This is a genomic window from Vibrio sp. B1-2, from assembly GCF_963888445.1.
Taxonomy (GTDB): Bacteria; Pseudomonadota; Gammaproteobacteria; order Enterobacterales; family Vibrionaceae; genus Vibrio; species Vibrio anguillarum.
In genome coordinates this window covers 178,642-198,094 of the sequence record NZ_CAWPJH010000041.1, presented here as the reverse complement: position 1 = coordinate 198,094, position 19,453 = coordinate 178,642, and the positions used below count along the sequence as shown (strand labels likewise).

General features: G+C 45.6%; 16 protein-coding genes. 6 read left to right on the top strand and 10 right to left on the bottom strand.

All coding sequences use genetic code 11. The annotated features are described in order from the left end of the window. Positions 1-745: 745 nt before the first annotated feature. The 3 genes from AACQ75_RS14185 to aspA all read right to left on the bottom strand — a co-directional run bounded on the left by AACQ75_RS14185 (position 746) and on the right by aspA (position 5,623). On the bottom strand, positions 746-2,191 hold the full coding sequence (locus AACQ75_RS14185; RefSeq protein ID WP_026027156.1) for a YfcC family protein: 1,446 nt from the start codon (positions 2,189-2,191) through the stop codon (positions 746-748). A gap of 515 nt (positions 2,192-2,706) precedes the next feature. Further along, positions 2,707-4,020: an anaerobic C4-dicarboxylate transporter family protein gene (locus tag AACQ75_RS14180; RefSeq protein ID WP_017042196.1), complete on the bottom strand. Its 1,314-nt coding sequence runs from the start codon at positions 4,018-4,020 to the stop codon at positions 2,707-2,709. Positions 4,021-4,168: 148 nt separating this feature from the next. Further along, positions 4,169-5,623: an aspartate ammonia-lyase gene (gene aspA / locus AACQ75_RS14175; RefSeq protein WP_017042195.1), complete on the bottom strand. Its 1,455-nt coding sequence runs from the start codon at positions 5,621-5,623 to the stop codon at positions 4,169-4,171. Between the two features lie 479 nt (positions 5,624-6,102). Here aspA and AACQ75_RS14170 point away from each other — a divergent pair, with 479 nt between their 5' ends. Beyond that, positions 6,103-6,606, top strand: coding sequence for an FxsA family protein (locus AACQ75_RS14170; protein ID WP_339605555.1), 504 nt, complete (start codon positions 6,103-6,105; stop codon positions 6,604-6,606). Positions 6,607-6,892: 286 nt separating this feature from the next. Continuing rightward, the gene (cspE, locus tag AACQ75_RS14165; protein ID WP_013855834.1) at positions 6,893-7,105 is read left to right on the top strand and encodes a transcription antiterminator/RNA stability regulator CspE; all 213 of its coding nucleotides are present in this window, start codon (positions 6,893-6,895) and stop codon (positions 7,103-7,105) included. 96 nt (positions 7,106-7,201) lie between these two features. On the opposite strand, the gene trmL is transcribed toward cspE, so the two are convergent. From trmL to AACQ75_RS14150, 3 genes are all read right to left on the bottom strand, one after another. Further along, positions 7,202-7,678: a tRNA (uridine(34)/cytosine(34)/5-carboxymethylaminomethyluridine(34)-2'-O)-methyltransferase TrmL gene (gene trmL / locus AACQ75_RS14160; RefSeq protein ID WP_170888863.1), complete on the bottom strand. Its 477-nt coding sequence runs from the start codon at positions 7,676-7,678 to the stop codon at positions 7,202-7,204. A 99-nt stretch (positions 7,679-7,777) separates the two neighbouring features. After that, the gene (cpxA, locus tag AACQ75_RS14155) at positions 7,778-9,178 is read right to left on the bottom strand and encodes an envelope stress sensor histidine kinase CpxA (RefSeq protein ID WP_013855836.1); all 1,401 of its coding nucleotides are present in this window, start codon (positions 9,176-9,178) and stop codon (positions 7,778-7,780) included. Then, positions 9,178-9,864, bottom strand: coding sequence for a response regulator (locus AACQ75_RS14150; RefSeq protein WP_013855837.1), 687 nt, complete (start codon positions 9,862-9,864; stop codon positions 9,178-9,180). Before AACQ75_RS14150 ends, cpxA begins: the two co-directional genes overlap by 1 nt. A 183-nt stretch (positions 9,865-10,047) precedes the next feature. Between AACQ75_RS14150 and AACQ75_RS14145 the strand changes: the two genes are divergently transcribed. The 3 genes from AACQ75_RS14145 to pfkA all read left to right on the top strand — a co-directional run bounded on the left by AACQ75_RS14145 (position 10,048) and on the right by pfkA (position 12,799). Next, on the top strand, positions 10,048-10,545 hold the full coding sequence (locus AACQ75_RS14145; RefSeq protein WP_017049227.1) for a CpxP family protein: 498 nt from the start codon (positions 10,048-10,050) through the stop codon (positions 10,543-10,545). A 122-nt stretch (positions 10,546-10,667) separates the two neighbouring features. Continuing rightward, the gene (gene fieF, locus AACQ75_RS14140) at positions 10,668-11,576 is read left to right on the top strand and encodes a CDF family cation-efflux transporter FieF (protein WP_010318335.1); all 909 of its coding nucleotides are present in this window, start codon (positions 10,668-10,670) and stop codon (positions 11,574-11,576) included. Positions 11,577-11,836: 260 nt separating this feature from the next. Further along, complete coding sequence (gene pfkA / locus AACQ75_RS14135) at positions 11,837-12,799, top strand: 6-phosphofructokinase (RefSeq protein ID WP_026027886.1); 963 nt, start codon at positions 11,837-11,839, stop codon at positions 12,797-12,799. A gap of 111 nt (positions 12,800-12,910) precedes the next feature. On the opposite strand, the gene glpX is transcribed toward pfkA, so the two are convergent. Next, the gene (glpX, locus tag AACQ75_RS14130) at positions 12,911-13,918 is read right to left on the bottom strand and encodes a class II fructose-bisphosphatase (RefSeq protein WP_013855841.1); all 1,008 of its coding nucleotides are present in this window, start codon (positions 13,916-13,918) and stop codon (positions 12,911-12,913) included. 317 nt (positions 13,919-14,235) lie between these two features. Here glpX and zapB point away from each other — a divergent pair, with 317 nt between their 5' ends. After that, positions 14,236-14,478: a cell division protein ZapB gene (zapB, locus tag AACQ75_RS14125; protein WP_010318338.1), complete on the top strand. Its 243-nt coding sequence runs from the start codon at positions 14,236-14,238 to the stop codon at positions 14,476-14,478. A gap of 118 nt (positions 14,479-14,596) precedes the next feature. Here zapB and metF read toward each other — a convergent pair whose 3' ends face one another. The 3 genes from metF to AACQ75_RS14110 form a co-directional block, all read right to left on the bottom strand. Then, positions 14,597-15,487 (bottom strand): methylenetetrahydrofolate reductase, encoded by an 891-nt coding sequence (gene metF / locus AACQ75_RS14120; RefSeq protein WP_017043191.1) that lies wholly within the window; start codon positions 15,485-15,487, stop codon positions 14,597-14,599. Positions 15,488-15,732: 245 nt separating this feature from the next. Next, positions 15,733-18,144, bottom strand: coding sequence for a bifunctional aspartate kinase/homoserine dehydrogenase II (locus AACQ75_RS14115; protein WP_170888862.1), 2,412 nt, complete (start codon positions 18,142-18,144; stop codon positions 15,733-15,735). Next, positions 18,144-19,310, bottom strand: coding sequence for an O-succinylhomoserine (thiol)-lyase (locus AACQ75_RS14110; RefSeq protein WP_017049224.1), 1,167 nt, complete (start codon positions 19,308-19,310; stop codon positions 18,144-18,146). The genes AACQ75_RS14115 and AACQ75_RS14110 overlap by 1 nt, the downstream gene beginning before the upstream one ends. Positions 19,311-19,453 lie beyond the last annotated feature (143 nt).

Here is a 19,453-nt window from a genome sequence, read left to right as displayed (position 1 = left end):
TTCAGTATGAATTTATTTATTCACTTCTTTGTTCTGCAATTAATATTACCCTTGGTCTGTATATGTTCTTAGAGGTCCATCACAGAATGATTTATATTGAAATTCGGCGAAAATAAGGGTTTTTTAACAATGTTTATGCAGTGTTTATATTGTGAGTGTCATATTTATTACTGCTTTTTTTATGGATGTTCATTCAATTTGAATTTCACTCAGCGCTATTTCATATAGGATCGGAATTTTGGTTGGGAATTTTATGCACCAAAAACACATCGATAATTCATCGAATGGGTTAAGAATATGCACTTGAAAAGGGTATATAGTTGAATATGAGTCGAAGAAATGGGCTGTGTTAACATAACTTTCTTAATAAAACTTGATCTCACGCAGGCTTTCTAATGTAGATGTTTTGTCTGAATTGGCGTAATAGAGGACGGAAAATGAGAGATGAAATAGCAGGCGATCTGAATTTGGTGATAAAGGAATATAGGCCGCGTTTTATTTAGTCACCAAAAGTGGTTATTTATCCCAGCCGATTGCTATAAAAAAATAGCCATCAAAACTAATGACTATCTAACGACGTTGAAAGCCATCATTTCCTGATTTGGCTAACGTATCATGTTTAGAGTTGAGTAGCTGCGCAGCCAATGAGCCTAAGTCGGCCTGCCAATAAAAAAGCCGCAATCATGCGGCTTTTAAAGGGTGTGACGCGGTTTTCACCTACGACATATCGTTCATCAGTTTGGCGCTATAGCATCGCACCTAGGCTGAGAGATAGCATAATGAATACGCACAATATGCCTAACAGTGGTGCGACCCATTTCACCCAGCGAACATAAGGTACACGAGCAATTGCTAAGCCGCCCATCACTACCGCAGAGGTTGGCGTGATTAGGTTGACTATCCCTGAAGCCGATTGGTAAGCCGTGACGACAAGGTCGCGACCAACGCCTGCAAAGTCAGCCAATGGAGCCATGATGGGCATGGTTAATACCGCAAGGCCAGAAGACGAAGGTACAAGGAAAGAGAGAAGAATTTCCAGTAAATACATTACGTTAATAAAAATGACGGATGAAAGGCCAGTAACCATTTGCTCAGCTGAGAACAAAATAGTGTCGGTGATCATCCCGCGGTCCATGATCACCACAATGCCGCGTGCGATACCAATGATCAGTGCTACGCCTAATAGGTCTCGTGCACCATCAATAAAGCTGGTGGTGAATTCCTCTTCACTCATACGAGCAATTAAACCGATAATGATGGTTGCGCCCAAGAACATGGCTGAGATCTCAGCCATCCACCATCCAGCAACAGATACACCATAAATCATCACGCCAAAAGCGGCCGCGAAAATGGTCAAAATAACTTTGCGGGTGGCGGTGAATTCGAGTTTCTCTCCACTTTGATTGCCAAGGAAGTGAGCTTTGTTCTCTTCGTACTTGTCGTACACAATCGATTTGCTTTGATCTGCTTGCACCATTTTCGCGTAGCGCATCACGTACAGCACACAGATAACCCAACCGACAGCTAACATTGCTAAGCGCAACATGATGCCATCAGTAAACGGAATGCCCGCTGCGTTGGCCGCAATTACGGTGGCAAATGGGTTGATAGTGGAGCCCAGCGTACCAATACCCGCGCCAAGCAGTACGGTAGCGGCGGCAACTAGTGGGTCAAAACGAGCGGCCATCATCACAGGTACGAGTAAGGTGTAGAAAGGTAAGGATTCTTCCGCCATACCGTAAATCGTACCGCCTGCGGCAAACAGCGCCATCAGGATGGGTATCATCAACTCTTCACGCCCTTCAAGCCGCGCTGTTACGCGTTCAATGCCCGCATCAATCGCACCTGTTTTGGTCACTAGGCCCAAAAAGCCACCAATGACCAAAATGAACAGAGACACGTCAATCGCGGCAGCTTCGTAGCTGTTGTGGTCATAAAAGCCGTCAATCGGTGCCATCAACACATCGATCACCCCTTGTGGGTTACCTTCTGCGTGTTGATAAGTTCCCGCAATAGGCACTTCTTTGCCCAGTTCTTCATTCATGGTGCGCTGATACTGACCGGCAGGCACAATCCAGGTTAAAAGGGCCACAAGAGCAATTAGAATGAAAAGGATGGTGTAAGCGGAAGGAAACTTAAAGTTAGCAAAGAAGCCACCTTTAGGTTCAGTGGATACAGTTTGGGTTGTCATAGCGATCTCCTTACACTCAGAGAACAACGAGATTCTGAGTGTGTTCAGCGGCTAATGTTCTTCAGTCTTCCATCCCATTAAAATATTATCTACTAGGGGTGAAAGAATAAAAAGTTATTGGAACTTCAATTAAATACGTTAAATGAAAAGTTTTAATTATTATTAAGTGAACATAAATGCTCACTTGCTCAGATATCTGTATAAATTCTAAGGTGAGTTTTAAAGCGTAACTTTGTCTTGCTTCACAAAACAATAGTACCGAGTTACACACCATTTTTTTAGGGGATTTAATTTAGGGTAATTGAGTGTAAATAATGGAATTATATTCTTACGATTTTTATTCTAAGACATGGATATAGGCGGATAATCGTTGTAGGGTAAATATATTGAAATTTTATTCATTAAGCTGAATGAGTGAAGAGAAGTAATTATTTATTGCTTTATTGATATGTATCAATATTTTATACATGACAAATAAAAAGGGAGCCAAAGCTCCCTTATAACAATAGTAGAGATTACATCAAAATATTGGAGAACAACAAACCAAAACCAATACTAAACACCATGCTTAACAAGCCAGGGAGCATAAAGCTGTGGTTGAAAATATACTTACCAATACGAGTGGTACCAGTCCGGTCAAAGTCGATAGATGCGATGATAGGGCCGTAGTTTGGAATGAAGAAGTAACCGTTAACGGCAACGAAAACCGCAATAATAATGGCTGGTGGCAAACCCAAGGTTATTGCAACAGGGACTAACACGGCTGTTGTTGCGCCTTGGCTATTGACCATCACCGACAGAGCAAATAACGCGAACGCGAATGTCCATGGTGCGACTTCCACTAAGCCAGAGACCGCTTCTTTGACCATGGCACCATGGCCGGCAATGAAGGTGTCACCTAACCAAGCGATACCGAAGATCGCCACGATGGCACGCATACCTGCATGGAATACGGAACCTTGGCTGATGGCGTTGCCGTCAGGTTTGCACAGTAAAATGATCAGCGCCGCGATAGACAGCATCACGATTTCAATCGTGTGCGCCATCCCCATGGCTGAGCCGTTAAATTGTGGGCGCAAGCTAGGCAATGCACCCATCACCACCACCACAATGGCACCGAACAAAAATAGCCCGACCGATTTTTTCGCTTGTGGCGTGATTTGAATATCAGCAATTGATACTTCTTGTTCCATCTCTGCGCGAAATTCTGGGTCTTGCAAGCGACGTTGATATTCTGGGTCGTCTTTCAGTTCAACACCGATTTTATTGACGAATAAGCACGCACAAGCCAAACCAAGAATGGTACTTGGGATGGTGATCATCAACACATCCGTTAGCGTGATGCCTTGTGGTTCTAAGAAGGCGACTAACGCCACGACGGCGGCCGCAATTGGGCTAGCTACAATCGCAAATTGTGACGCGATCACCGCCATACCTAAAGGACGTTCTGGACGAATACCACTGCGACGGCTCACTTCAGCAATAACGGGCAGTACTGAATAGGCCACGTGACCTGTACCAGCCATCATTGTAAAAAAGTAAGTTACCAAAGGGGCGATGAAAGTGATGTGGCGAGGGTTTTTATGCAAAATGTTAGTGGCAATTTTGATCAAATAATCTAAACCGCCAGCCGCTTGCATTGAGGCTGCTGCTGCAACCACGGCCATGATCATTAACATCACATCAATCGGTGGGCTGGTTGGTTGCATGCCAAATCCAAAGCTCAGTACAGCAAGGCCAATACCGCCCATCACACCAAGCCCAATACCACCAATCCTTGCACCAATTAGGATACATCCTAATACGATAAGGAACTCAATTAAGAACATCTTATACTCCTAAAGATAATGAAAAATAGGGTCATTCTACAGGTTCAGCGATATTGAACGGTATGCTTTGCGCCATGATGTAACGCAATTTTTTCTCACTTAATAACTTGTAGAAAGTAAAAAGGCTCTGAATCAGAGCCTTTTTTGATTATTCGTAGCGTTTCGCTTTGTACTGAGGGCGCATAAAGTTTTCGACGGACAAGATGTCATCGAGCTCTTCGGCGGTGAGTAAGCCTCGCTCAAGCACTACTTCACGTACGCTCTTACCCGTTTCCGCACAAATTTTACCCACGATGTCACCTTCATGGTGGCCAATATATGGGTTAAGGTAAGTCACGATACCGATAGAGTTGAATACGTAAGCTTCACACACTTCTTTATTGACAGTGATGCCGTCAACACACTTGTCACGAAGGTTTATGCAGGCGTTTGAAAGAATTTCAATTGACTCAAACATGCTTTGTGCAATCACAGGTTCCATCACGTTTAGCTGTAATTGGCCACCTTCTGCGGCAAAGGAAATAGTGTTGTCGTTACCAAGTACTTTAAAGCACACTTGGTTGACCACTTCAGGCACCACAGGGTTTACTTTTGCAGGCATGATGGAAGACCCAGCCTGCAGTTCAGGTAGGTTCAACTCGTTTAGACCCGCGCGAGGGCCAGATGAAAGAAGACGTAAGTCATTACAGATTTTAGAGAGTTTCACAGCAAGGCGTTTTAGCGCGCCGTGCGCCATAACATAAGCACCGCAGTCAGAGGTTGCTTCAATTAAATCTTCCGCTGGTACCACAGCTAAGCCAGTCACCGCAGCAAGGTGTTTCACTGCCGCCGCTTGATATCCCGGCGCCGCATTCAGGCCAGTACCGATCGCTGTTGCGCCAAGGTTGATCTCAAGCAGCAGTTTAGAGGTGTACTCTAGGTTGCGGATCTCTTCATTAATGGTGACCGCCCAAGCGCGGAACTCTTGACCTACGGTCATCGGTACGGCGTCTTGCAATTGAGTACGACCCATTTTCAAAATGCCAGAGAACTCTTGGCTTTTTAGCTCAAATGCACCTTTTAGATAGGCAATAGAATCAATCAGTTTCAGGATGCTGTTGTATACCGCAATGCGAAAACCGGTAGGGTAAGCACAGTTGGTTGATTGGCTTTTATTAACGTGGTCATTAGGGTTGATGAACTCGTACTGACCCTTTTCTTTACCCATCAATTCCAGAGCAAGGTTTGCGATCACTTCGTTGGTGTTCATATTGACGGAAGTACCGGCACCGCCTTGGTATACGTCTGACGGAAATTGATCCATGCACTTACCTGTTTCTAGGATCAAGTCACACGCTTGGAGGATGTAATTAGCCACTTGGCTTGGAATGACGCCGAGCTCTTTGTTGGCTAGCGTGGCGGCTTTTTTGGTCATCACCATACCGCGTACAAATTCAGGCACATCAGAAATGGTTGATTTTGAAATATTAAAGTTTTCGATAGCGCGCAGCGTATGAATGCCGTAATACGCGTCAGCAGGAACGTGACGTTGACCTAATAGATCTTCTTCGATACGAGTGGCCGAGTTAGCTGTAGCAGCTGTCGTTTCTGATAGGGTAGCCATAACAGGATCCTTAGAGAATTATTCTGATAATTAGTGAAATTATTAGCCATTTCTGCAGTTTAAGAATCCATTCGTCAGAATTTTAGGCTGGAAAATCCGTCCTGACTTCTGTGGCACATCATACTCAACCTAGATTTAAAAAATAGTAAGTGGATCACCTTTTAGGTCAATATTTTATGAAAATTTGATACGCACTCACATGCGTTATTTTTAGGTTTTAAAAACAGTTATCGCGTTGATAAATAGTTGTGATGCCGGCGGTTGGATTTGTCTGTGTGGTATGCGATTTGTTCAGGTTTTGTTAGCAAAATGAACGAATGAATGGATTTCAGATAGAGCCAATATTCGGTCTATTTTAAGATAGATACTGGCTCTGTTTAGTCATTTAGGCTGCGAGGTGGTGCTCTTTGATTGAGCGTTGAGTGTTGTAGTCGCCTGTGGTTGACGGTAAGGTGAGAGCAATAAACAAAGGAGGGCGTGTGTTTCCAATCTTACTTCTGGCTTTTATTTTTGTGCCAATCATTGAAATTGGTCTCTTTATCCAAGTAGGCAGCTTGCTAGGTATGTGGCCAACTATCGCCTTGGTGCTGATTACGGCATTTGTTGGTGCATCATTGGTTCGTAGTCAAGGGATACAAACTTTACTTAGCGTTCAACACCGTTTGCACCAAGGTGAGCTACCTGCGCAGCAAATTATTGAGGGCGTGATGCTGGCGGTGGCGGGTGTGCTACTTTTAGTACCGGGTTTTTTGACCGATGCACTTGGTATGGTGGTGCTATTGCCTGCGCCTCGGGCTTTGCTTGCCAACTATTTGATGAATAAAGTGGGGGTGAATGGTGTATCAGGCCGTTTTCAGGCGCAGTTTGATGATAGCCGTCATAACAAAGCCCCATTTGATCGTGACTTTGAACCATCTGAAACGGGAAAAACCTTCGAAGGTGAATTTGAACGTAAAGATGATGAGCATAATAGGCTGAAATAAAAGACTTTTTATGGTGTTTCTTACTCTATTGTTTTGAGTTGTAAAAATTAAATGCCGAAATAGATTGCTTAGTGCAACGTTAGCGAATATAGTTACCTCGCTCTGTTGTTCAGGGGTTATTAATGAAACAAAAAATAAAAGTAAAAGTAAATTCTCAGAATCCCATCGTAAAAGTTGATGTCCTCAGTGTTTCCCTTACCTTATTAGTAACATTAAATAATTCAATCTATCAGTGCATTGCGCATAAGCGCGATAACTTTATGAATTTAAATAAAAGGGACACATTATGTCTAACAAAACAACTGGTTCTGTAAAATGGTTTAACGAAACTAAAGGTTTCGGCTTCCTTACTCAAGATAACGGCGGCGCTGACGTGTTCGTACACTTCAATGCAATCGCTTCTGACGGTTTCAAAACTCTAATTGAAGGCCAAAAAGTATCTTTCAATGTAGAAAACGGTCAAAAAGGCCTACAAGCAGCTCAAGTAACTGTTCTGTAATCTAGCCTAATATCTAGAATTAATAAAAAGGTCGCCTAGGCGGCCTTTTTGCTATTTGGTGATTTATCTTCCTACCGTTTTAGAACACTAGCGCTGTTATTGCGCACCTTCAAAGCCCATTTGACGCCACGCTTCAAACGCAATAATAGCGACCGCATTAGAGAGATTTAAACTGCGAGCTTCTGCCATCATCGGAATACGAATACGTTGTGTCATCGGTAGGCTTTCGATGACTTGCGCTGGTAATCCACGAGTTTCTGGGCCAAACATCAACACATCTCCTTTTTGAAACTGCGCATCGACGTGGTGCCCCGTGGTTTTAGTGGTACAAGCAAAAATCCGGTACGTTTCGCGCTCTGCATTGAGGTAGTCTATAAAGGCATCCAAGTTGGCATGACGCGTTACGCGCGCTAAATCGTGGTAATCAAGCCCTGCACGGCGCACTTTCTTCTCTTCTAGATCAAAACCCAGCGGTTCAATAAGATGCAAATTAGCGCCGCAATTGGCACACAAGCGAATAATATTTCCGGTATTAGGGGCGATTTCAGGTTCGTAAAGTGCGATATCAAACATGGTATAGCTGCTCTTAAGGAGTGTGGGCCGGAAGTATAAGGTGACGAGCCTATTGAGTACAAGTCACCCGTTATTTGGCAATATAGGCATAAGTGGAATTTAACTATCCAATGGGAGCGTGAATTGTACTTTTAACCCACCTAATTGGCTGCGACTTGCGTGAATCGTACCGCTGTGTTGACGAATGGCACTTTCGGTGATGGCTAAACCTAACCCTGTACCACCACTGTGCCTATCACGCGCAGTGGAAACACGATAAAAGGGGCGGAAAATATCGTCTAACTCGTTTTCGGGAACGCCTTCACCATTGTCTTCCACGCAAACCGATAGTCTGCCTTTTTCGACCGAAAAGGTAATATTGATTTCATCTTTGCCATAGTAAATGGCGTTACGCACAATGTTTTCCAATGCGCTCATCAGCAGTTTTGGTGTGCCGGAAATCGTGTGCGGTGGAATCGCATTATAGGTGAGTCTTTTTTCCATCTGCTCGGCCTCAAATTGGGCATCACTCAATAATTCCTCCCATAAACTGGATAGCGGTTGAGTTTCTCGGCTGAGATGGCTATTGGTTTGCATACGCGAAAGCGTCAGAAGTTCACCGATCATCTGCTCTAAACGCTGTGCTTCGGTGTCGATCCGCTCCAATTCTGAGCTGCTACCTTGTTTTCGAGTGGCAAGTGCATTGGCCATTCTCAGTCGAGTTAAAGGGGAGCGCAGCTCGTGTGAAATATCCGACAGCAATCGCTGCTGGCCAGAAATCATCTGATTGACGGCTTCTACCATTTGGTTAAAGCTTTTTCCTGCTTGGCGAAATTCACTGGTGCCTTTTTCTAAGCTTGGGTCGACCACAAATTCGCCGCGAGCGACCCGTTTGGCGGCTTGCTCGAGGCGGCTGGCGGGTTGACTCAATGCCCATGCGAGCCATAAGAGTAGTGGTGTACTGACGAGCATCACGGCAAGCAGTAGGCCGAACGGACGGTCAAATAGTTGCAATAAGAACGGGGGGGGCTCATTCCAGCGAATACCGACAAACATGAGTAGATCTTGCTTAGCAAGGGTAATTGGCAATGGACCTGAAATCATATAACGGCCATAGAGCTTCTGTTGTGGCTTATCAATGGATTCAATGCTGGTCACGAAATTTTGGAGTGCTTTAAACTTAAAGTCGGCTTGAGTTTTGGTGGTGAGAATTGTGCCATCTGGCGTTGTGATAAAGAATTGTGGAGTGCCGTTCTTCTCGCGCATGTGCCCTTCACCACGCTTGTTGCTGCTACTTTCTAAACGAAAGAGGATGCGTGTGAGTTCATGCTCATCTTTAAACATACTCTCTATTTTTTGTTTTAAGTGTGTAAGACGTTGGTATTCATCGCTAGGTATATCACGGGTTTTACGAGGATCAAGGTGCGGCAGTGCTAATACTGCGATCAGCACCAGCAGCATCGTAAACCAAAAAATGGCAAAAATTCTGCCATAAAGGCTGTTGATTTTAGGTAGGCGCATTAATCCTCCAGAATCATGAGGTAGCCACGACCACGCAGCGTTTTAATCCGTGATTTACCATCGACACGCTCAGGTAATTTCTTGCGTAAATTCGAGACGTGCATATCAATCGCGCGGTCAAAGGCCGCCAACCGTTTTCCTAGAACATCAAGGCTGAGCGCTTCTTTAGTTAAGGTTTCGCCTGGGTTTTGCACAAAATGAGTCAGCAAGGCAAATTCCGTGGTGGTAAGGTCCAGCAATTGCCCTTGGCAATAGGCTTCCTGCTTGCTGGGGTATACTTGAATATCTTGGCACTCAATGACTTCATTATGTTTGGTGCCATTGCTGGTTTGGGTTCGGCGCAAAATCGCGCGAATGCGTGCCAGCAGCTCTCGGTCACTGAAAGGCTTCGGTAAATAGTCATCCGCGCCGAGTTCTAGACCGATGACGCGATCGATCTCCTCTCCTTTGGCGGTGAGCATTAATACCGGGGTATGCCAGTTTTCACGTAACTTTTTCAGCGTTTCCATCCCATTAAGTTTAGGCATCATTACATCGAGTAAGACAAGATCAATGCGATCATGAATGGCCGCGAGCCCGCTCTCTCCATCATTCGCTTCAGAGACATCGAAGCCTTCATAGCTCAAGACTTCTTTTAGTAAGCTGGTGAGCTCAGTATCATCATCAATCAGAAGAATATGCGCCATGTGTCGCCTCGTCGTTGGGGAAGTTATGGGTACAGTTTACTGCGAAATAGGCAAGATATTCAGTGAGCGGTAAGCTCTTTACGATTCTTTACGCTCACTATACGTTGCTTTACCGTACAGGCCCTATTCTACACTCAAGCGCTGTGAATACAGCTTGTTAGAATCCACTTAGTGAAGGAATAGATGATGAAAATGGCAAAAAAATTAGTACTTGCGGCGGTGATACTTCCTCTGACTCTTAGCACAGCAAGCGTCTTTGCATTTGGTGGTAAAGAGCAGCATAAAGGCCCAAATGATGAGTGTGGCGGTTTTGATCGCGGCATGATGCAGCAGCTTGATTTGACGTCTGATCAACAAGCAAAGTTGAAAGGAATGCGTGAGGCGAATCGCGAAGCGATGAAGGGTGAGCACAAAGGTCAACGCCAAGCGAAAATGAAAGCGCACCATGACAAAGTACAGGCTCTCGTGCTCGCTGAGAACTTTGATGCGGCAGCGGCAAATGAACTAGCCAAAGAGATGGTCGATCAACAGGTCGCTCACCGTGTCAAGATGCTAGAAAAACGTCATGACATGATGAGTGTGCTAACTCCGGAACAAAAAGCAAAACTGCAAACGCTACAACAAGATCGCATGCAGAAGTGCATGGAAAATGGTCCTAAGCACATGAAAAAAAATAGCTAGTCATTGATAACCGCTAATCATTGATAATAGGCCTCGGGTGAGGCCTGTTCATTTTTGTGTCATATTCATTCTTAATTTGAGAAGGTATACTACCTGCTCATTCTCAAGCTGATTTTAGTGATATGAAACAAGAATACGCACGCCTTGTTACGCTTGCTGCCTGGACAGCAACCCTTGTAGCCTCATTGTTGCTGATAGTAAAAGTGATCGCTTGGTGGGTTACTGGCTCGGTCAGCCTACTCGCATCCTTGATTGATTCCTTACTTGATATTGCCGCTTCCGTGGTCAATTTAATTGTGGTGCGTTACGCACTGCAGCCCGCAGATAAAGAGCACGCCTTTGGTCATGGTAAGGCGGAATCGCTTGCGGCTCTTGCCCAAGCGATGTTCATTTCAGGCTCGGCCTGTTTTCTTATCCTCAATGGGGTTGACCGTTTTTTCCGCCCACACGAATTAACTTCTCCTGAATATGGCGTTTATGTCAGCCTGTTTGCAATGCTAGTGACTTTTGGCTTAGTGTTGTTCCAAAAGCATGTCGTGAAAAAAACGGGCAGCCAAGCCATTGCCGCGGATTCATTGCATTACCAAACCGATCTGTTCATGAATGCGGCGATTATGATCGCGCTTATATTGAGCTGGTTTGGCTTTAAACAGGCCGATGCCATCTTTGCGATCGGCATTGGCGTTTATATTCTTTACAGCGCTTTTCGTATGGTGCAAGAGGCCATTCAGACCTTATTGGATCGTAAGTTACCTGATGAGGAATTGAAGCAAATCCGCACAGAATGTCTTTCTGTGGCTGGTGTGTTGGGTGTGCATCAATTAAGAACTCGCATGTCTGGACCTGTAAGATTCATTCAGTTACATCTGGAACTAGATGACAATATCCGCTTGATTGAGGCGCATCGCATTTCCGATGAGGTGGAAGATAAGCTACTCGAGGCTTTCCCTGGAGCTGATGTATTAATCCACCAAGATCCTTATTCTGTGGTGTTTGGACCAGAAAAAAAGCAAAAATCACAAGGGTGGTAGCGACAAAAACGCGCTTATTAACTATCTTTTTAAGAACAATAAATAAGCCTGATTCTGATATGAATCAACAAAGCATTAACTCAAAACTGTAATACTCTTACATAAGTAGCAAACTTACATAATTTCGTGCAAATAACAGTAGTATTCCTCTTTAGGAAAGGTAACATTATGCACAGATTAGAAAGATTTTGCTGTCGGTTTTATCGCTAACGGACAGCGTAAAAAATTAGTATTAAGTTCCCAAAAAATCGAGGGTGAGCATGATTAAGAAGATCGGTGTTTTGACTAGTGGCGGTGACGCACCTGGCATGAACGCAGCAATCCGTGGTGTTGTTCGTACGGCACTCGGTGCTGATTTGGAAGTATTTGGTATTTACGATGGCTACCTTGGTCTTTATGAAGATCGCATTAAAAAATTGGATCGTTCAAGCGTTTCTGACGTTATCAATAAAGGTGGTACTTTCCTAGGTTCTGCGCGTTTCCCTGAATTTCGTGAAGTCGCAGTACGTGAAAAAGCGATCGAAAACCTAAGAAAACATGGTATTGATGCTTTAGTTGTCATCGGCGGTGACGGTTCTTACATGGGTGCGAAAAAGCTGACCGAAATGGGTTTTCCATGCGTTGGTTTACCAGGCACGATTGATAACGACATTGCTGGTACCGATTACACCATTGGCTACTTAACGGCATTGAATACGGTTATCGATGCGATTGACCGCTTACGTGATACTTCCTCTTCTCATCAACGTATTTCTATTGTTGAAATTATGGGTCGTCATTGCGGTGATTTGACTCTGATGTCGGCGATTGCAGGCGGTTGTGAATACATCATCACCCCTGAAACTGGCCTGAATATGGAGCAACTGATTGCAAATGTTCAAGACGGTATTAAGAAAGGTAAGAAACACGCCATTATTGCACTGACTGAGTTGATGATGGATGCTAACCAACTGGCGAAAGAAATTGAAAAAGCAACGGGACGTGAAACTCGCGCTACCGTGCTGGGTCATATTCAACGCGGTGGTCGCCCGACGGCGTTTGACCGTGTTCTTGCGTCACGCATGGGTAATTTTGCGGTACATTTACTGCTTGATGGCCACGGTGGTCGTTGTGTTGGTATTCAGAAGGAGCAGTTGGTTCACCACGATATTATCGACGCAATTGAAAATATGAAGCGTCCAGTTCGCACTGATTTGTATAAAGTGGCTGAAGAGTTATTCTAATCACTTCTTCCATCTCGGTATAAAGTGATTAAGTAAAAAAGACCGCATTGCGGTCTTTTTTGTCTCTCTATGCTTTGTCGTTAAAATAAAACAGAGCAAAGCACTGGCGGATTACAAAATGATCGCGCGCACTTCTGGGTCTTTGCGCTCTAAGTAGTGAATTGATTTAATACGGCGAATGGTACGACAGCGGCCACGAATTAATAGCGTTTCTGTGGTGGCGATGTTGCCTTTGCGGGTAATACCTTCCAGCAGATCCCCTTTGGTGATACCAGTAGCTGAGAAAATGACGTTATCACTGCGGGCCATCTCTTCCATTTTCAGCACTACGCCAGCTTCGACACCCATTTCCGCGCAGCGAGCTAACTCTTTTGCACCGTAAATGCGGTTTTCTTCCGTATCGCCTTTGACTTCATGACGTGGTAGTAGACGGCCATGCATGTCACCATCTAGAGCTCGGATGACCGCGGCTGAAACCACTCCTTCAGGTGCACCGCCGATGCAGTACATCACGTCGACTTCACTATCAGGCATGCAAGTTAGGATCGAGGCGGCGACATCGCCATCTGGCACAGCAAACACGCGAACACCCATCTCTTGCATCTGCGCTATGGTGGCATCATGGCGAGGTTTCGCTAAGGTGATCACAACTAGAGTGTCTAATGGTTTATTCAGCGCGGCGGCGATATTTTCTAAATTCTCTTTTAAAGGCTTATTGAGGTCAATGCACCCTTTAGCTCCGGGGCCAACCACCAATTTTTCCATGTACATATCAGGTGCTTTAAGGAAGCTGCCTTTTTCGCCAGCCGCCAAAACAGCCAATGCGTTTGACTGGCCCATTGCCGTCATGCGCGTACCTTCAATAGGATCCACTGCGATATCAACCGCATCGCCACCAAGGCCAACAAGCTCGCCAATGTAGAGCATTGGAGCATCGTCAATTTCGCCTTCACCGATTACAATTTCACCTTGGATGTCGGTTTTATTGAGTAGGTTGCGCATGACTTCTACCGCTGCGCCATCGGCCGCATTTTTATCGCCTCGGCCAAGCCATTTGTAACCTGCCAGTGCGGCACCTTCAGTGACTCGAGAGAATGCCATTGCTAAATCGCGTTTCATGCTAGCTCCAAAGAAAAGGGAATAGGAAATTTCGGCGGGAATTTTAGCATATCAAATAGTAAACGTTTGCTTTTTTAGTTCACAAGGGTTGCACTTGATCAAAGCTAAGCCTCAAATTGAGCAAATCCATGGCTAGATAAAGTGTTTTTCGGCCTAGGTTTGGCGCTTAAGTGAGTTGACGGTTAAGTTGAGCCGATTTTTTAGCCAAATAGCGAGAAAATTTGCATATAGTGAGTGTTTCTGAGCGCTGTGCTGAGTAGAATGAACCAATAAGTGAAATTTTGTTCACCTCAACCGAATAACTAAGGGTATGCACCATGTCTTTTGAAGTATTAGAACTACTAGAAGCAAAAATTCAAACCGCAGTTGACACCATCGCACTTCTACAAATGGAAGTGGAAGAGCTTAAAGAAGAGAAACAGCAGCTCGTGAATGAAGCGAATGAGCTAAAAGTAGCGCGTGAAGAGCTTGAGCAAAAAGCGCAACAAATGGAGCAAGAGCAGAATGCATGGCAAGATCGTATTCGTAGCTTACTTGGTAAAATGGACGACGTGGAATAATCTGCACACTTAAGTGATACCACAACGCCGACATCAAGTCGGCGTTGCTTTTAATCAATCATCGCGTTTTATCACGAGCAACATTTACCAATAATAGCGTTATGAGTGCAGAGAAAGTTTATGCTTTCGGTCTTACGCCCAACGTATGGCACAATGCGTAGGTCATTTCAGCGCGATTGAGCGTATAGAAATGGAAGTCTTTGACACCTTCACGGCTTAAAATGCGAACCATGTCAATTGCTTGGCTTGCACCCACGAGCTGGCGTGTGGTTGGGTCATCATCTAATCCATTAAATTGTTTCGCCATCCATCCGGGGACTTTAACGTTGTTTTGCGCGGCAAAGCGAGAAGCTTGTTTAAAGTTTGATACCGGTAGAATGCCCGGTACAATTTCAGCATCAATACCAGCAGCTACGCAGCGGTCGCGAAATCGTAAGTAGCTTTCAACATCAAAAAAGAATTGAGTAATTGCGCGGTTTGCACCTGCATCAATTTTGCGTTTTAGATTGACCAGATCGGATTGCGCGCTTTTCGCTTCAGGGTGGACTTCTGGAAATGCCGCGACAGAAATATCAAAATCATGGCGAGATTTGAGTAGAGTAACTAAGTCGGAAGCATACATTTCTGGTTTGCCGCCACCAGCGGGGATGTCGCCACGCAGTGCAACTATGTTCTGGATGCCGTTGTGCCAGTAGTCATCGGCAATCTGAATCAGCTCATCGCGAGAGGCATCAATGCAAGTGAGGTGCGGTGCTGCAATAAGGCCAGTTTGATCTTTAATCTCTTTAATGATCGAATGGGTGCGGTCGCGCTCGCCAGAGTTTGCTCCGTAAGTCACAGAAACAAATTTAGGTTGTAGGGTTTTTAAACGGTGAACGGAATTCCACAATGTCTCTTCCATTTGCGCTGAGCTGGGTGGAAAAAACTCAAATGAGACATTGATATTATCTGATAGCTCAGCCACGTTCTGGTTGAGTGCATCAATATGACCGGCGTGCGTGTATCCCATTTTATTTCTCCCTGTGGCGTTCTTCCGCCAATCTATCATTCCTTAAGTTGACGTTTAGACGTCTATATGTCCACAGAATGTATTGAATAGCATTTAATGTCAACACTGTAATTATGAATATTATTCATGTTGATTGTGAGTGACCTTCAAGTCATGCTCAACCTCGGTATGCATGACCTAATATCATCCTTTCGCAGTTAAATTAAGGAGCCTAGTGGCCCCTTAATCTGGAATAAGCTGGAGTGTTACAGCAAGCTTGACAGCAAGTTGAGGTCCGATTGGATAGCTCCTGCTGTCACTTCTCTACCAGCGCCCGGGCCACGAATCACTAACGGGTTATCGCGATACCATTTACTCTCGATAGCAAAAATGTTGTCACAAGGTAAAAGGTTAGCCAAAGCGTGTTCACGCTCTAAAGCTTCAACCCCCACCGTTGCTTTGCCATTTTTCTCAAGCCTTGCGACATAGCGTAGCACTTTATCTTCACGTTGTGCTTTGGTTAGTCTCTCTGCTAATTTTTCACTCAGCAGTTGGCCTTTGTCTAAAAAGTCATCCAGTGAAAGGTGCTTGAGCTCATCAGGAACCAGTGATTCAACTTTGACATTTTCCGGTTCGATATGTAATCCCGCTTCACGGGCTAGGATCACCAGTTTGCGCATTACGTCTGAACCATCCAGATCGCTGCGCGGATCAGGCTCGGTAAGTCCTTGTTGCCATGCTAAATCGACCAGTTCGCTAAACGGTATTGAGCCGTCGAATTGCTGAAATAACCAAGATAAAGTGCCAGAGAAAATACCAGAGAGGGCGACGATTTCATCACCGCTTTCACGCAAATCACGTACCGTGTGGTTAATGGGTAAGCCTGCGCCAACCGTCGCGTTGTAGAGCCAATGGCGGCTAATTTTCGCGAACGCTTCTTTTATTTGGTGGTAATCGACGCTAGAGGAAGAGCCCGCGACTTTATTCGCTGAGATGAGGTGCATCCCATTTTCAGCAATGCTGAGATAGTGATCAGCCAGTTCTTTGCTTGCGGTTACATCGAGCACAACCGCTTCGTCATATCCTTGAATATTGCTTAATCGTTGTAGCCAAGCCATTCCCTCACTGGCAATCGCTTCATCGTCAAAATGCTTTAAAACCGATGCCGCATCAATCCCTTGCTCATCAAACCAATAGGTTTGGCTATCGACCACTGCGACCAACTCGAAGTTCATGCCATGGCGTTTTTCTAACTCTGATTTTTGTTCAGCAAAGAGTTTTAACCAACTCGAACCAATGTTGCCTTTGCCACACAGTGCCAGTGCGACCCGTTTTTGCGCCTGAAATAGTTGGTTGTGCATACCCACCACTAAGGGGGTGATCGGCGTTTTACGCAGTACCGCAACTAAACTCAGCCCAGATTCGGCTTCACAGATAAACTCGATCGGTGATGAACGTAGCTGTTGATAAAAGCCGTAGCAGTGATTGGGGTTTTTCGTCACTCCCGCACCCACAGCCCCCACTAATGAAAAGCCTTCTTTGAGTTTAATTTCCGCTTCAAAAGCGGCATCTTGCAGATGGGCTAGGGCTCCACCTGAAATCTCAGCAGTATAGGCAAGGCGCAGTTGGTGTTGATCGGCTTGAGTATCGAAAGCTAGCGGTTCGAGTTGAGCACGACGCAAGCTGCGCAGCACATCGTTTTGTAGGCGCTGGAAGTCATGCCCGTGAGCAAAATTAAGCTCAACCAACAGCACATCATCAAGTGAAGTAATGATTTTGGCACCGCGTCCCGATGCCAATACACGCTCAATACGAGTCGATCCTGCTTCGGGTTGATAACTGCAGCGCAAGTGCAAATCCATGGTGCTTTGCGCCACGGGCTGCAAAGTTCGGCTGTGTAATACTGGGGCGGCAAGGCGCGCTAACTCGTTGGTTTCGTCCAAACGCAGTAGCGGCAGTAAACAGGCATCACTGACAATACGCGGGTCGGCGCTATAAACACCGGCCACATCACTCCAAATCGTTACCCGGTTTACTTCCGCAAGTGCACCGATCATAGTGGCGGAGTAATCGGAACCATTGCGCCCAAGTAGCACAGTATCACCTTGTTCACTGCGAGCCATAAAGCCTGTGATGATCACTCGGTGATGCGCGTGTTGTGCCAAAATTTCTTTCAGCAAAGGGTAGGAGCGAGCGCGATCCACTTCCGGTTGTGTGCCTGCTTGCGCGCGAAGAAATTCGCGGGCGTCTTGTGCCACAGCCGCAAGATTATGTTGATTGAGTAACGCCGCCAATAAGCGTGATGACCACACTTCACCATGGCCAAGTACCGCCGCTTGTTGAGCTGGCGATAGGGGCGCGCAAAGCTGACCCAAAGTGCGAATTTCGTTGGTGAGTAAAGTGATGAACGGCTGCGCTGCATCTTCATCGAGCAGCGCGTTGATTAAATCGATTTGGTACTGACGGACCGATTGCAAGTTCTCATGAGCCACTCGGCCATCTTTATTGAGAGCGTCGAGAAATTCGATTAAACGATTGGTGGTTTTTCCTGCGGCAGAAACCACCACCAAATCATCAGCTTGAGAATACTCTTTTAAGATATTAACGACCCGTTTGTAGCATTCAGGATCGGCAAGGCTGCTACCGCCAAACTTGTGCAATTGACGTAGGGCAGTCATTAATAGGCCTCCTTCGCTTTAGCAAAGGCTTGCGCGAGATCGTCAATCAAATCTTGGGCATCTTCTAAGCCGACCGATAGGCGTAATAGCTGCTGTGAAACACCAGCTTCGGCCAACGCTTCTTCGCCCATCGCTCGGTGAGTCATCGAAGCGGGGTGGCAGATTAAGCTCTCCACGCCTCCTAATGATTCTGCCAGTGAGAATAATGTTAACTGAGAGACAAAATATTTGAGCTGTTCAAAGCTGCCCGCAAACTCAAAACTGAGCATAGAGCCAAAGCCAGATTGCTGCTTTTTCGCTATCTCATGGCCAGGATGCTCTGGCAAACTCGGGTGATAAATGACCTTAACTAAGGCTTCGCTTTGCAGATAGTCCAAAATGGCGCGTGAGCTCTCCTCATGGACGCGCATTCTTGCGCCTAAGGTACGAATGCCACGCAGCGTCATATAGCTATCAAAAGGGGTTCCCGTTGAGCCAAGGCAGTTACCCCACCATGCTAGCTCTTCAGCGTGCTGCTCTGTTTTGGTGATAACAACTCCGCCAATCACATCGGAGTGGCCGTTGATGAATTTGGTGGTGGAGTGGATGACAAAATCTGCGCCCAACTCTAATGGTTTTTGGAAGACTGGCGTTAAGAAGGTGTTGTCAACCGCCACTAATGCACCGACGGCGTGTGCTTGTTGGCAAATATCAGCAATATCTACCACGCGAACTAATGGGTTGGATGGGGTTTCAATGAGTACCAATTTGGGTTTTTTCGCCAAAGCGGCCTGCAAAGCGTTTGGATCGGATTGATCAATAAAGAGTGTCTTAAAATCGCCTTTTTTGGCGCGTGTATTAAACAGGCGATATGTGCCACCGTAACAGTCATGCGGGGCCACGATCAGATCGTCAGGACTTAAAAAGGCGGAAACCCATAGATTCAGCGCCGAAGTGCCACAGTTAGTCACCACTGCGCCTTGACCCGATTCGAGTTCAAACAACGCTTTTTCGAGCAGACCTCGATTTGGGTTGCCAGAGCGTGTGTAATCGTATTTAGGCACTTCACCAAACGCAGGAAAGCTATAATTTGTCGAAAGATAAATTGGAGGCACAACAGCATGATATTGAGAGTCGGATTCAATACCGGTTCTAACGGCGATGGTGGCTGGCTTGCGAGTGGTCATGACGGTTTCCTTACTTAATTAAACTCAATAAACTGACTTTTATTGAGGGGTTCCTGCTTTATCTGGGGACAACGAAAGGGCAACGTCCATTGTCTCGAGTATTAGCTATATCCGATAGTGCGTGAGATTGCTATCCCCTTTCT

Bases quoted from the DNA above. Each gene is read 5' to 3' on its own strand.
- AACQ75_RS14185 (WP_026027156.1), bottom strand. From the start codon at position 2,191: ATGACAACCCAAACTGTATCCACTGAACCTAAAGGTGGCTTCTTTGCT.
- AACQ75_RS14180 (WP_017042196.1), bottom strand. From the start codon at position 4,020: ATGTTCTTAATTGAGTTCCTTATCGTATTAGGATGTATCCTAATTGGT.
- aspA (WP_017042195.1), bottom strand. From the start codon at position 5,623: ATGGCTACCCTATCAGAAACGACAGCTGCTACAGCTAACTCGGCCACT.
- cspE (WP_013855834.1), top strand. From the start codon at position 6,893: ATGTCTAACAAAACAACTGGTTCTGTAAAATGGTTTAACGAAACTAAA.
- trmL (WP_170888863.1), bottom strand. From the start codon at position 7,678: ATGTTTGATATCGCACTTTACGAACCTGAAATCGCCCCTAATACCGGA.
- cpxA (WP_013855836.1), bottom strand. From the start codon at position 9,178: ATGCGCCTACCTAAAATCAACAGCCTTTATGGCAGAATTTTTGCCATT.
- AACQ75_RS14150 (WP_013855837.1), bottom strand. From the start codon at position 9,864: ATGGCGCATATTCTTCTGATTGATGATGATACTGAGCTCACCAGCTTA.
- AACQ75_RS14145 (WP_017049227.1), top strand. From the start codon at position 10,048: ATGATGAAAATGGCAAAAAAATTAGTACTTGCGGCGGTGATACTTCCT.
- fieF (WP_010318335.1), top strand. From the start codon at position 10,668: ATGAAACAAGAATACGCACGCCTTGTTACGCTTGCTGCCTGGACAGCA.
- pfkA (WP_026027886.1), top strand. From the start codon at position 11,837: ATGATTAAGAAGATCGGTGTTTTGACTAGTGGCGGTGACGCACCTGGC.
- glpX (WP_013855841.1), bottom strand. From the start codon at position 13,918: ATGAAACGCGATTTAGCAATGGCATTCTCTCGAGTCACTGAAGGTGCC.
- zapB (WP_010318338.1), top strand. From the start codon at position 14,236: ATGTCTTTTGAAGTATTAGAACTACTAGAAGCAAAAATTCAAACCGCA.
- metF (WP_017043191.1), bottom strand. From the start codon at position 15,487: ATGGGATACACGCACGCCGGTCATATTGATGCACTCAACCAGAACGTG.
- AACQ75_RS14115 (WP_170888862.1), bottom strand. From the start codon at position 18,144: ATGACTGCCCTACGTCAATTGCACAAGTTTGGCGGTAGCAGCCTTGCC.
- AACQ75_RS14110 (WP_017049224.1), bottom strand. From the start codon at position 19,310: ATGACCACTCGCAAGCCAGCCACCATCGCCGTTAGAACCGGTATTGAA.